Raw genomic sequence first — 11,810 nt, 5'->3', positions numbered from 1 at the left:
GTGGACAATGGCCCTGAATACGTCAGTGGTCGATTGCAGACTTGGGCCGAGAACGCCGGGATCGGCCTAATCTACATCCAACCCGGAAAGCCGCAGCAGAACGCCTATGTCGAACGCTACAATAGGACAGTCCGGACAGAATGGCTGGGGCGGTATCACTTCAACAGCATCGAGGAGGTGCAAGACCACGCCACTCACTGGCTCTGGACATACAACAACGAAAGACCAAACATGGGGATCGGTGGCGTGACGCAGATACAGAAATTGAAAGCAGCTTAGATTCTACTGACGCGCCCCTCTAAAAATGGGGGGATTACCCAACCATTACAAACCAACAACAAGCCACCCTAGGGTGGCTTTTGTCGTTCCGGGATACTCACCCGAAACCCGCGTCTGCGTGTTTGAGCACTCATTCAAGTTTGCCAACGCTAACAACCCGGTGAAGGCGCGTCCCAGATCATTGTCTTGAAGCAGTGATTATGGGGCAAGGGAGTGCAGCGTACTAAATGAAGGCGTTGTCCTGCGAGTCGTTTCCCTAGGTTTGGCAGCTCAATGCCGCAGCTTACCCCACCGAGAGGTGAATTTGGCAATGGCGGGCCGCTAGAGCTTCGCAAATCCATAAAACGCTGCGGCATTGGCGCCAAAAACATCCTTGTGCCAGTTTTCTGGAACCAAATGCTCTAGTGCCATGAACAATTTCGAGTAGTCGGAATAAAGGCTGTCGACGGGGAAGTTGGAGCCGAACATCAGACGCTTTTGTCCGAACTGATCTAGGCAGGTTTCGACAATCGGCTGGATGCTGTCTTTGGTCCAGCGGTGATCAAACATCCCGAGTCCTGAGAGCTTACAAGTCACATTTGGCAATCGCGACAAAGCGCGGAGTTCGCCAGCCCAGTGTTTCAAGCCATCGGAGGTTCGATCATGGGGTGACCCGGCGTGGCACAAAGCGACAGGCAGGTCTGGTACTCGCTCAAGAACCGCGGCTGTTTTCTCCATCAGTTCAGGGATGAGTTGCAGATCGAAGCTGAGATCGCGTTTGGCGACTTCACGCAGGCCGGAGAGGAAACTTGGGTCGTCAAGCAGAGTGTTGGTGCCCGTCAAAGCGTCTTCTCCGGGGGCGCGGCCAACAATTTGGCGCACACCGCGCAGGGTGGAGAGATTTTGCAAGCGATCAAGGTCATCCGTCAAACTGTCTGAAGTGAGATCACAAAATGCAACCTGAACCATGGGCCAGTGCGGGTTTGCCTCTGACACCTCCTGCACCCAAAGCGCTTCCTGTAGTGGGTGCTCGGCGCCAACTTGAATGTGAACAGATCCTGAAATCCCATGCCGTTTCGCATCATCGCTAAACTCTTTAATCAGGTAGTTGCGCTGTATCGGGGCGGGGTTGCCAAAGAACCGATTTACACCCTGCGCCATGAGCCAAGGATAGTGCACCGCGGTCAGATCCCACAGGTGGTGATGTGCGTCGATCCTCATGTGCGGGGCTCCTCTGCCATACGGGCCAGAATATCGACGCCCTGTTGCTTCCAGAAGTGCAGCAGGTCGATGAAGATCCAGTTTTCGGCCAGTTTGTCGCCGTCCCGCCGGTAGATGTCGATCACGCGGAATTCGCCGGGTTTGTCGGTTGCGGGCATGCCCATGAAGCCGCCGGTAGGGGTCGCGGTGAAATTGGGCCAGCCAAAGAAGCCACCGAAGTGCCCTTCGGCCATGCGGCAGATGTGAGTGGTTTTTGAGCGGTTGGTGAAGCCTGCGCGGAAGGGGCCGGAATGCTGTTTGGCGTAGCGTGGGATCGTGTAAGTCGCGCCAACGCCAGCTGGCCCCCACCAGATCATGTCCTCATGCCATGTCCGGCGCAGCTCGTCTTCTAGGCTCAGGCCACTGTTCCATTGGCCCAAGTCGGTGATCATCGCGTTTATCGTAGCCAAGGTCTTCTCGCCGGTTTCAGGCGGTTGCGGCGCGAGCATGAGGCCATCGTGTGTCATGGGGCCGGGCTGCACCAAATGCGCGGCGGTTTGTGGTGGAAAAGGGTGTAGCCCCGCCTGCATCATCAGATGCGGTATGTCGAAATACATCGCGGTTTCAGTTACTTGTCCGTTTTCAATCTTGTTGAACTCACAATAGCGCAGGAAGGCCATTTTGCCCGTGGGCGCAATGCCAAGCCAGGGCTTGTCAAACAGGCCCATCAGATGTCCCATGGACACCACCCATGCGGAGGCAAATCCGTCCATCTCGTTTTTGCCGGCCATAAAGACATCTTGGCGACGTTGGAGATGGGTGAACGCGGTTTTGAGCGGTGCCCAGAAACGCTCTGCCACCTCAGTCCCGCCGTGGATTTCGTCGAACGGATGGAAGCCACGCCAGATATGATTCGGCCCATAGAATTGTTTGAGGACCGCTTCAGTCGTATCTGGAGAGGCGGTGTCCAGATGTCTGTAGAGGTCTGTTATTATTTGTTTTTCACTTGTGAAATCAGTCATGTTTGGGTCGCTTTGCATACGTTTGCAAAAAAGTCTTGCCGAATTCCTAGCCTCGAGTCTACCCTCTGTGCATACGTATGCAAAATGCTCGTGAAATAGGACGGGGGACCAGATGGCCGAAATTCAGCTGCGCAATGTTGGTAAGCGCTGGGGCAGTTTTGTCGGGGTCGACAACTTCGACCTGACCATCGCCGACAAGGAATTCCTGGTGCTGCTTGGTCCCTCGGGCTGCGGTAAGACCACAACCATGCGTATGATAGCAGGATTGGAAGACGCCACCGAAGGCGACATCCTGATTGATGGCAAAAAGGTCAACGATCTGGAGCCCAAAGACCGCGACGTGGCGATGGTTTTCCAGTCCTACGCGCTTTACCCCAATATGAACGTCTATGAGAACATCCGCTTCCCGCTGAAGGTGCGCGGCATCGATCCGGCGACCCACGATGAAAAAGTGCGCCGCGCATCGGCGATGGTCGAGCTTGACGATTTTCTACATCGCAAGCCTGCTGAACTCTCCGGCGGTCAGCGTCAGCGTGTTGCTTTGGCGCGCGCAATCGTACGGGAGCCCAATGTTTTCCTCATGGATGAGCCGCTCTCCAACCTTGATGCCAAACTGCGGGTCTCCACCCGCGCGCAGATCAAAAACCTCAGCCACGAACTCGCTGTCACCACGATCTATGTGACCCACGACCAGATCGAGGCGATGACGCTGGCGGACCGCGTTGTGGTGATGAAACAGGGCGTAGTGCAGCAGCTCGGCAGCCCCACCGACATTTACGACAAGCCCGCCAACACTTTTGTCGCCAGCTTTATCGGCAACCCAGCGATGAACTTGATGGACGGCACGATGTCCGGCGGCACGTTCGAGGCGGAAAACGTTCGCGTCGAAGGGCTTCACGCTCCGGATGGCCCCGTGACCCTTGGGTTCCGCGCCGAAGATGCGGGGCTTGGGGACGCAGGGCATCACGAAATCACCGCCCCGATCTATACGCTAGAACTCTTGGGGGATGCCACAATGGTCACTGTCCGCATTGGCGGAGAACTGGTTGCTGTGCGTGCCCCCAAAGATTTCCGCTCTGAAATCGGCGACACGGTATCGCTCTCCGTGCCGGCCAGCATCTGCCATTTGTTCCACGCCGAAACCGGCGCGCGGATCGAGGCCTGACGGCTTTTCGAATTTCCGGCAATCCCCTGCCGGAGACACCAAGGGGTGCGCGGTTGCAAGGCGCATCCAAATACCAAGAAGCATAACAGGGAGAAGAAAATGTTTCTAAAGAAAGTGGCCTTCGCCAGTGCCATCGCCCTTTGGGCAGGCGGCGCATATGCGTGTGAAATCAACGCGCGCGTCAACATCATCGGCAACGAATTCCCCGCGATCCAGACCGTCGGTGCGGGCGCGGCCGAATGCACCGGCGCCGAGGTCTCCAAAAACCTTACCGCCGATCACAAGGACATCCATGTCGCGGGTATGCAGGGCAATCCGGCGGAATACACCTCCGCGATTGTGGCCAATTCCACCCTGACCATTCTGATGAACGACGATCTTGTGCGTCCTCTGGATGATCTGGTCGCCAAGCACGGTGGCGCGCTTCAGAAAAGCCAGTTGATCACGGTTGATGGCAAGGTGATGGCCGTGGCCTTCATGGCAAACGCCCAGCACCTGATGTACCGCAAAGACATCCTTGAAGAGATCGGTGTTGAGCCTCCGAAAACCTATGAGGAAATGCTCGAAGCTGCGAAGATGATCCGTGAAAAAGGCATCATGCAGAACCCGATCGGCGGCGCCTACGCAGCTGGTTGGAACCTCGCACAGGAATTCAACAACATGTTCCTCGGCTACGGCGGGACCTTCTTCAAAGAAGGCACTGCAGAGCCAATGATCAACTCTGAGGCGGGCGTGAACACGCTGAACATGATGAAGGCGCTGACGGAGTATATGAACCCCGACTACCTGACCCATGACTCCAACGCGACAAACGCCGAATACCGTGCGGGCAACATTGCGCTGCTGAACATGTGGGGCAGCCGCGCTGCATCGCAAACCACCGCAGATGGTGTGACCGATGCTGTGAAAAACGGCCACGCGATTGCCGGTCCGATGACCGTCGGCGGTGGTTCCACTCCGGCCTCCACCCTGTGGTGGGACGGTTGGACTGTTGCCAAGAACGTATCCGATGAAGAGGCCGAGGCCACCTTTATCGCGATGATGAACGGCATCCGTCCGGACATGATGCAGAACGACGAAATCCGTCAGCAGGCGGTTTGGTTGATCGACGGTTATCAGCCGACCGAAGCCGCCATCGGCGTGTTTGAAGCGGCCAAAGCCGGCACCGTGCCTTATCCGATGGTCCCTTACATGGGCCTGATGCACGGCTCCATCGGCAACGAGTTGTCCGACTTCCTGCAAGGCAAGGAAAGCGCGGAACAGGCGCTGTCCGACATCGAAGCGGCCTATACTGCTGCCGCCAAGGAAAAGGGCTTCCTCAAGTAAGCCTTCCTCCCGCCGGAGAGGGCCCGTTCCTCTCCGGCATCCTCCCCCAATTCTCGTAGCCCGGACCCCAAGATGAAACACCGCACGTTTTTCTGGTTCTTTTTGCCGACAGGCCTCGCGATGCTCTTGTTCATCGCCTTGCCGATCGTGTCTGTTGTGATCCAGTCGGTATATGCACCGCATGAGGCTGTCCTGAAAACGGTTGAAAACTGTACGCCGCTTGTGGGGTGCACCACGGAAACCACCATCGATCAGGACGCCACCCGCGACATCCGCGAGGCGCAGCCACTGGGTCGGTTTGTCGGGCTCGACATTTATCTGGACCGTGGACACCTTGCGGTTACGGAAGTGGGCGAAGCATGGGCTGCAAGCGCCAGCATGGGCGGCTTCATTGACCGGCTCTTCAATTTGCCGCTTTACCGCGCGCTCGCCTTCACGCTGACTTTCACCTTCATTGTCACGCCGCTGCTGATTGTCTTTGGCTTGATGATCGCGCTGGCCGTGAATTCGCTTCACAGTCGCCTCAAAGGGCTGATGATCTTCTTCTCGCTCCTGCCGATGATCGTGACGCCGCTGATTGGCTCTCTCATCCTCTTCTGGATGGTCGACAGCCGCGGCGTGATTGGCTCGGCCCTTGTGGCGCTGGCAGGGGATCCGGACTTCTCGATGAAGGCCAGCACCGGCCTCACCTGGATCATGTTGATCGTCTACGGCGTCTGGCACTCCGCACCATTTGCCTTTGTGGTCTTCTATGCGGGCCTGCAAACTCTGCCGCAGGATCAGATCGAAGCCGCCCAGATCGACGGCGCCACCCGCTGGCAACAGATCAAATACGTGGTTGTGCCGCACCTGATGCCGCTGGTGACCTTCGTGGCGCTGATTCAGCTGATGGACAACTTCCGCGTCTTTGAACCGGTTGTCGGCTTCAACGCCTCGGCACATGCCACCTCGCTCAGCTGGATCATCTTCAACGATCTTGGCGGCGAAACACGGCAACTCTCGGCCGCCTCTGCAACCTCCGTTCTGACCATCATCGGTGTCGCAATCCTGCTCTCGCCAGTGCTGGTGCGGACATGGCGCGACTTCAAGGGCAAGTAACATGGCATCCAAAGCACAACGCATGCCCCTCGGGCTCCGCATCCTGACCTACGGCTTTGTCTTCGTCTGGTTCATCCTCGCCGCCTTCCCGTTCTTCTGGACGTTCTGGGGCTCGTTCAAAGTCGAACTCGATTTCTTCTCGATCGCCGACTGGACCAACGCGCTGACCGGCGAACGCACCAAAGCGGCTTATGATTCCGCCTTCACCGGCGCGGCCTATCACGGCGCATGGGTGCAGGAAGAGTTCTGGCGCAATGTCATCAACACCTTCATTGTCTGCTTTTTCGTGGTCTGCACCTCGCTGACAATCGGCACGCTAGGCGGCTATGCCCTGTCGCGTTCTTCGTTCCGTTATACTTTCTGGCTGCTGATCACCGCGCTGATCTTCCGCGCCATGCCGCCGATCACTCTGGTCGCGGGCTACCTGCTGCCGTTCTTTGAATGGAACGTCTGGGGCATTCTGCCGACCACCATCATCGTTCTTGTGGCGATCAACCAGCCCTTCACCCTGTGGATGCTGCACAGCTTCTTTCAGAACATCCCCAAAGAGCTCGACGAAAGCGCCAAAGTTGATGGCTGCACACAGTTTCAGGCCTTCCGCCATGTCATCGTGCCGGTCATGTGGCCGGGTGTCATCACCACAGGTCTGTTCAGCTTTCTTTTGGCCTATAACGACTTTGCCGTGACCGCGATGCTGCTGAGCGAAAGCAACCGCACCATGGTGCCGGCCATCGCTGCTTTCCTTGGCACCACCTACACCGAAGGCAACGTCATGTTTGCGGTCGCCGCCGTGGTTTCCGCGACCGCACCACTCTTCATCCTCGTGATGTTCTTCCAGCGCCAGATCGTCTCCGGCCTGACAGCGGGGGCAGTCAAAGGGTGAGCTCGTCCGCACGACATACCGCTGTGGCACGCCATCCGGCGCTCAACAGAATGCCGCGGGATTTCATAGGGCAGAGGGCAGTACGCCCCCTCGAAATCCCCCAAATCATTCTGAAAGGAGACGCCCGATGAAAGGCTCCCGCCCCGAACAGGCCGTGCTGACGCGCGACACCGACCTGAGCAAAACCGAAGACACCCGCCGCGTGATCGAAACCATGGTGGACGGTCTCAACGACCACCGCATTGACGACATTGGCGAGTTCTTTTCCCAAGGCTTCCGCTGGATGGGCAATCAGGGCTGCGGCACCAAAACCGGCCTTCAGGAATTTCAGGACAACTGGCAACGCCCCTTTCAGGCGGCGTTTTCCGACAAAACCTGCATCGACGAGGCCCGCCTTTACATGGGCGAGTGGGCGGCCGCCTTTGGCCGCCAGGAAGCCACGCATTCCGGCGAGTTCCTTGGCATCGCACCGACCGGAAAACGCATCGAAATCCGCTACATGGATTTCTGGAAAGTGGTCGACGGCAAGATTGTCGACAACTGGGTGAATGTCGATTTCGCCCATGTCGCCGCACAGCTTGGCGTCGATTTGTTCAATGGCGAAGGCTGGGAAGCCTTTGATCGCGGGGAAAAAACAGCCCCGCGCCCGACTAAGTGAGGATGATGGTATGACAATCGAGTATCTCAAACGCGGCAAAGATCAGGCCGAACGCGCCGAAGATGACGCCAAAACCCGCGCCGTGGTCGAGGCCACTCTCAAAGAAATTGAAACCCGCGGCGATGCGGCCGTGCGGGAGCTCTCCGAGAAATTCGACAAGTATTCTCCTGCCTCCTTCAAACTGGGTCAGGACGATATTGATGCCTTGATGGCTCAGCTGACCGATCGCGAACTGTCCGACATAAAATTCGCCCAGGAACAGGTCCGCAATTTCGCGCAGGCACAGCGCGACACCATGCTGGATCTGGAGGTCGAAACCCTCCCCGGTGTGATTTTGGGCCACAAGAACATTCCCGTGCAATCTGTCGGCTGCTATGTGCCGGGCGGCAAATTCCCGATGGTGGCGTCAGCCCATATGTCGGTTGCAACGGCCTCGGTCGCAGGCGTGCCCCGAATTGTCGCCTGCACACCACCTTTCAATGGCAAGCCGAACCCTGCCGTGATCGCTGCCATGCATCTAGGCGGCGCGCATGAGATTTACGTCATGGGTGGCATTCAGGCGATTGGCGCAATGGCGCTGGGCACCGAAACCATCGATCCCGTGCATATGCTTGTCGGCCCCGGCAACGCCTTCGTGGCCGAGGCCAAGCGCCAGCTCTTTGGACGCGTCGGCATCGACCTCTTTGCGGGCCCCACCGAAACAATGGTGATTGCGGATGAAACCGTGGACGCCGAACTTTGCGCCACCGATCTCTTGGGGCAGGCCGAGCACGGCTACAACAGCCCCTGTGTGATGGTCACCAACTCGCGCAAACTGGCTGAGGAAACGCTGTCAGAAATCGACCGTATCCTGAAAATTCTGCCCACCGCCGATACCGCGTCGGTGAGCTGGGAGGAATACGGAGAGGTGATCGTCTGCGACACCTATGACGAAATGCTGGCGGTTGCCGATGACATCGCATCCGAGCACGTGCAAGTGATGACCGACCGCGACGATTGGTTCCTTGAAAACATGACCTGCTATGGCGCGCTGTTCTTGGGTCCGCGCACCAATGTCTCCAACGGTGACAAGGTGATCGGCACCAACCACACACTGCCAACCAAGAAAGCGGGACGTTACACCGGTGGCCTTTGGGTTGGCAAATTTCTGAAAACACACAGCTATCAGCGCGTTCTGACCGACGAGGCGGCCACCATGATCGGCGAATATGGCTCGCGTCTGTGCATGCTCGAAGGATTTGTTGGCCACGCCGAGCAATGCAATGTGCGCGTGCGCCGCTACGGAGGGATCAACGTGCCATACGGGCAGGGTGCGCCCTATCGGGAGGCCGCCGAGTGATATGACCGCTGACAAGCACACGCACCACAAAGAGCTGATCAAGGCTTTTCGGGATGCGTCTTACAATTTCAGCGAAGAGGGAGTGCGCAAGGCGCTGGGCGATTTGGCGACACCGGATGCGGTGTTCCGGCTGTGTCACCCGTTTGGGGATATGACCGGCCCGGATGACTTCTACGCCAATGCCTATGGCGGGCTGTTGGAAGCCTGGCCGGACTTGGAACGCCGCGACTATATTGTCATGGCTGGCCCTGATGAGTTCGACAACGATTGGGTTGGCTGTGGTGGATACTACACCGGTGTCTTCACCGGCCCCTGGCTCGACATTCCACCGACAGGCCATCAAGTCGCGATGCGTTATCATGAGTTCTTCCGTTTTGATGGCGGCAAAGTGGTTGAGTATCAGGCGCTTTGGGACATTCCCGAAGTTATGATGCAAGCCAATGCCTGGCCAATGGCGCCTTCTTTGGGGCGCGAATGGCATGTGCCTGGTCCGGCAACTTCGGATGGATTGGTCGCGGGGCCGTATGATGCCGAGAAAGGGCAAGCCACTTGCCAGCATATCCTGGACATGCTTGAGCATCTTAAGCGGCACCCAAATGACCCCGATCCACGTTCCATGGAGCTGGACGACTTTTGGCATGAACGCATGAGCTGGTACGGCCCTGCCGGCATTGGCACTGCGCGCGGTGTGGCGGGCTTTCGCAACTGGCATCAAATCCCCTTCCTGAGCGGCATGCCGGATCGTGGACAGTTTGAGGACGAAATCACCTACCACTTTTTTGGAGATGGCGATTATGCCGCTGTCACCGGTTGGCCTGACATGATCCAGTCTGTGACACATGACGGTTGGTTGGGTATCGCGCCCGCAGGCAAGAAGATTACTCTCAAGTCGCTTGATTTCTGGCGTGTTGAGAACGGAAAAATCCGCGAAAACTGGGTGTTGGTGGATTTGCTCGACGTTTATCGCCAATTGGGAGTGGACGTTTTTGGCCGCTTGCGGGAGTTCAACAAGGCGCGCAGTATGGCGCGCCTGAATATCCCGGATGGAATGAGCCTATGACGCAATTGCCCCGCACCCCTTCCTTTTCACTGAGCGGCAAAACCGCCTTTGTCACCGGTGCCTCCTCCGGCATCGGGCAGGGCTGTGCTGTGGCATTGGCCGAGGCCGGCGCCCATGTGATCTGTGCAGCGCGCAGGGCGGAGAAGCTACAAGAGACCGTCGCGGCCATGACCGCGGCAGGTATGAGCACTGAGGCTTTGTCGCTGGACCAAAGCGACCTGTCGGCGCTGGCACAGGTGTTTGAAACACGTGACATCGACGTTGTGGTGAACTCGGCCGGACTGGCCCGTCACGGCCCCGCCATAGAGACCACGCCGGAGGACTACGACGCGGCCATGGGGCTCAACCTGCGCTCCGCGTACTTCCTGTCCGCCTACGCCGCCAAATCGCTGATGGCCGCAGGCAAGCCGGGCTCCATCATTCATATCTCAAGCCAGATGGGGCATGTCGGTGGCATTGACCGTGCCGTGTATTGCGCGTCCAAACACGGGCTCGAGGGTATGGTGAAATCCATGGCGATCGAATGGGGGTCAAGCCAAATCCGCATCAACACGGTGTGCCCGACATTTATCAAAACACCCCTTACAGCGCAGACTTTTGAACGGCCCGAACGCAAAGCCTGGGTGGAAGAGAAGATCAAACTTGGCCGCATTGGCGAGGTCGAGGACATCATGGGGGCGGTGCTTTATCTGGCGTCTGACGCCAGCGCTTTGGTTACAGGCACCTCCATGTTGATTGACGGCGGGTGGACTGCAGACTGATGGCTGAGAAAGTGACTTCCCTCCAAGTTGCCGAGCGCGCCGGCGTCAGCCAATCCGCCGTGAGCCGCGTGTTCACACCGGGGGCCTCGGCCTCCAAAGCCACGGTTGAAAAGGTGCGCAAAGCTGCTGAGGAACTCGGCTACCGCCCCAATGTGCTCGCCCGTGCGATGGTGTCGGGCAAAAGCCGCATCATCGGCCTCGTCGTGGCGTATCTGGACAATTACTTCTATCCGGAAGCATTGGAAATTCTCTCCAACGCGTTGCAGGAGCAGGGCTACCACGTTCTGGTTTTCATGACCTCGCAAACCTCGGGCAACATCGACGGCGTGGTTGAAGAAATTCTGGACTATCAGGTGGATGGCATCGTCACGGCTTCGGTCGCCATGTCATCAGACCTGTCGCAACGCTGCCTACAGGCCGGAGTGCCGGTGGTGCATTTCAACCGCTTTGAAAGCACCAAGGGCGTCAGTTCCGTGACATCCGACAACTACGAAGGCGGGCGCGAGTTGGCCCGTTTTCTTGTCGCCGGAGGTCACAAGAAGATTGGCTACATTACCGGTTGGGAGGGAGCGTCAACCCAACGTGATCGCGAAGCGGGCTTCTGCGATTCACTCGCTGACCTTGGCCAAACGCTCTTTGCGCGCGAAGTTGGCGACTTTGATGCGGATCGGGCCCGCGCGGCGGCCAATGCGATGTTCAATGTCGCTCCTGAAAACCGCCCCGATGCCGTTTTTGTTGCGAACGATCACATGGCCTTTGCGGTGATGGACGAACTGAGGTTTGGCCTCGATCTCAAAATTCCGGAAGATGTTTCTGTGGTTGGCTTTGACGATGTGCCTCCGGCCGCTTGGCGGGCATATGATCTCACCACCATGCGCCAGAGGGCCAATCTAATGGTTGAGGAAACCGTCGATGCCCTATTGGACCACATCAAAAACCCATCCACAGCCACCCCGCGAAAAGTTGCGATTTCCACCCCATTGATTGTACGCGGCTCCGCGCGCGTGCCTGACATTTGGCCTCCACAAGAAGGATAGACC

General features: G+C 57.8%; 12 protein-coding genes. 10 read left to right on the top strand and 2 right to left on the bottom strand.

The genetic code is table 11. The features are described from left to right. Positions 1-279, top strand: a 279-nt coding sequence (locus BM069_RS18185) for an integrase core domain-containing protein (RefSeq protein ID WP_139216244.1), incomplete at its 5' end; no start/stop codon positions are given. A gap of 321 nt (positions 280-600) precedes the next feature. Here BM069_RS18185 and BM069_RS18180 read toward each other — a convergent pair. Together BM069_RS18180 and BM069_RS18175 are read right to left on the bottom strand one after the other, a co-directional pair. Beyond that, entirely contained in the window at positions 601-1,479 is an 879-nt protein-coding gene (locus tag BM069_RS18180) for an amidohydrolase family protein (protein ID WP_093325814.1), read from the bottom strand. After that, positions 1,476-2,480, bottom strand: a complete 1,005-nt coding sequence (locus BM069_RS18175) for a nuclear transport factor 2 family protein (protein ID WP_093325834.1) — start codon at positions 2,478-2,480, stop codon at positions 1,476-1,478. Before BM069_RS18175 ends, BM069_RS18180 begins: the two co-directional genes overlap by 4 nt. Before the next feature lie 112 nt (positions 2,481-2,592). On the opposite strand from BM069_RS18175, the gene BM069_RS18170 reads away from it, so the two are divergent. From BM069_RS18170 to BM069_RS18130, 9 genes are all read left to right on the top strand, one after another. After that, entirely contained in the window at positions 2,593-3,645 is a 1,053-nt protein-coding gene (locus BM069_RS18170) for an ABC transporter ATP-binding protein (RefSeq protein ID WP_093325813.1), read from the top strand. Between the two features lie 99 nt (positions 3,646-3,744). Further along, a complete protein-coding gene (locus BM069_RS18165; protein ID WP_093325811.1) occupies positions 3,745-4,971 on the top strand; it encodes an ABC transporter substrate-binding protein in 1,227 nt (408 codons plus the stop codon). Between the two features lie 72 nt (positions 4,972-5,043). Beyond that, positions 5,044-6,069 carry a carbohydrate ABC transporter permease gene (locus BM069_RS18160; RefSeq protein WP_093325810.1) on the top strand — a complete coding sequence of 342 codons (1,026 nt, stop codon included), beginning with the start codon at positions 5,044-5,046 and terminating at the stop codon, positions 6,067-6,069. A gap of 1 nt (position 6,070) precedes the next feature. Further along, the gene (locus tag BM069_RS18155; RefSeq protein ID WP_093325808.1) at positions 6,071-6,952 is read left to right on the top strand and encodes a carbohydrate ABC transporter permease; all 882 of its coding nucleotides are present in this window, start codon (positions 6,071-6,073) and stop codon (positions 6,950-6,952) included. A 127-nt stretch (positions 6,953-7,079) separates the two neighbouring features. After that, positions 7,080-7,610 (top strand): ester cyclase, encoded by a 531-nt coding sequence (locus BM069_RS18150; RefSeq protein ID WP_093325807.1) that lies wholly within the window; start codon positions 7,080-7,082, stop codon positions 7,608-7,610. Positions 7,611-7,620: 10 nt separating this feature from the next. Then, positions 7,621-8,949 carry a histidinol dehydrogenase gene (gene hisD, locus BM069_RS18145; protein WP_093325806.1) on the top strand — a complete coding sequence of 443 codons (1,329 nt, stop codon included), beginning with the start codon at positions 7,621-7,623 and terminating at the stop codon, positions 8,947-8,949. Between the two features lies 1 nt (position 8,950). Then, entirely contained in the window at positions 8,951-10,009 is a 1,059-nt protein-coding gene (locus BM069_RS18140; RefSeq protein ID WP_093325804.1) for an ester cyclase, read from the top strand. Continuing rightward, on the top strand, positions 10,006-10,770 hold the full coding sequence (locus BM069_RS18135) for an SDR family NAD(P)-dependent oxidoreductase (protein ID WP_093325803.1): 765 nt from the start codon (positions 10,006-10,008) through the stop codon (positions 10,768-10,770). The genes BM069_RS18140 and BM069_RS18135 overlap by 4 nt, the downstream gene beginning before the upstream one ends. Continuing rightward, positions 10,770-11,807, top strand: coding sequence for a LacI family DNA-binding transcriptional regulator (locus BM069_RS18130; RefSeq protein WP_425288696.1), 1,038 nt, complete (start codon positions 10,770-10,772; stop codon positions 11,805-11,807). The genes BM069_RS18135 and BM069_RS18130 overlap by 1 nt, the downstream gene beginning before the upstream one ends. Positions 11,808-11,810: the final 3 nt, after the last annotated feature.

This window comes from Shimia haliotis (assembly GCF_900114415.1).
GTDB classification, from domain to species: Bacteria; Pseudomonadota; Alphaproteobacteria; order Rhodobacterales; family Rhodobacteraceae; genus Shimia; species Shimia haliotis.
This window is presented reverse-complemented; position numbering and strand designations above follow the sequence as displayed.

Coding starts and splice junctions, on each gene's coding strand:
- hisD (WP_093325806.1), top strand. CDS start 7,621: ATGACAATCGAGTATCTCAAACGCGGCAAAGATCAGGCCGAACGCGCC.
- BM069_RS18140 (WP_093325804.1), top strand. CDS start 8,951: ATGACCGCTGACAAGCACACGCACCACAAAGAGCTGATCAAGGCTTTT.
- BM069_RS18150 (WP_093325807.1), top strand. CDS start 7,080: ATGAAAGGCTCCCGCCCCGAACAGGCCGTGCTGACGCGCGACACCGAC.
- BM069_RS18135 (WP_093325803.1), top strand. CDS start 10,006: ATGACGCAATTGCCCCGCACCCCTTCCTTTTCACTGAGCGGCAAAACC.
- BM069_RS18165 (WP_093325811.1), top strand. CDS start 3,745: ATGTTTCTAAAGAAAGTGGCCTTCGCCAGTGCCATCGCCCTTTGGGCA.
- BM069_RS18170 (WP_093325813.1), top strand. CDS start 2,593: ATGGCCGAAATTCAGCTGCGCAATGTTGGTAAGCGCTGGGGCAGTTTT.
- BM069_RS18175 (WP_093325834.1), bottom strand. CDS start 2,480: ATGACTGATTTCACAAGTGAAAAACAAATAATAACAGACCTCTACAGA.
- BM069_RS18160 (WP_093325810.1), top strand. CDS start 5,044: ATGAAACACCGCACGTTTTTCTGGTTCTTTTTGCCGACAGGCCTCGCG.
- BM069_RS18155 (WP_093325808.1), top strand. CDS start 6,071: ATGGCATCCAAAGCACAACGCATGCCCCTCGGGCTCCGCATCCTGACC.
- BM069_RS18180 (WP_093325814.1), bottom strand. CDS start 1,479: ATGAGGATCGACGCACATCACCACCTGTGGGATCTGACCGCGGTGCAC.
- BM069_RS18130 (WP_425288696.1), top strand. CDS start 10,770: ATGGCTGAGAAAGTGACTTCCCTCCAAGTTGCCGAGCGCGCCGGCGTC.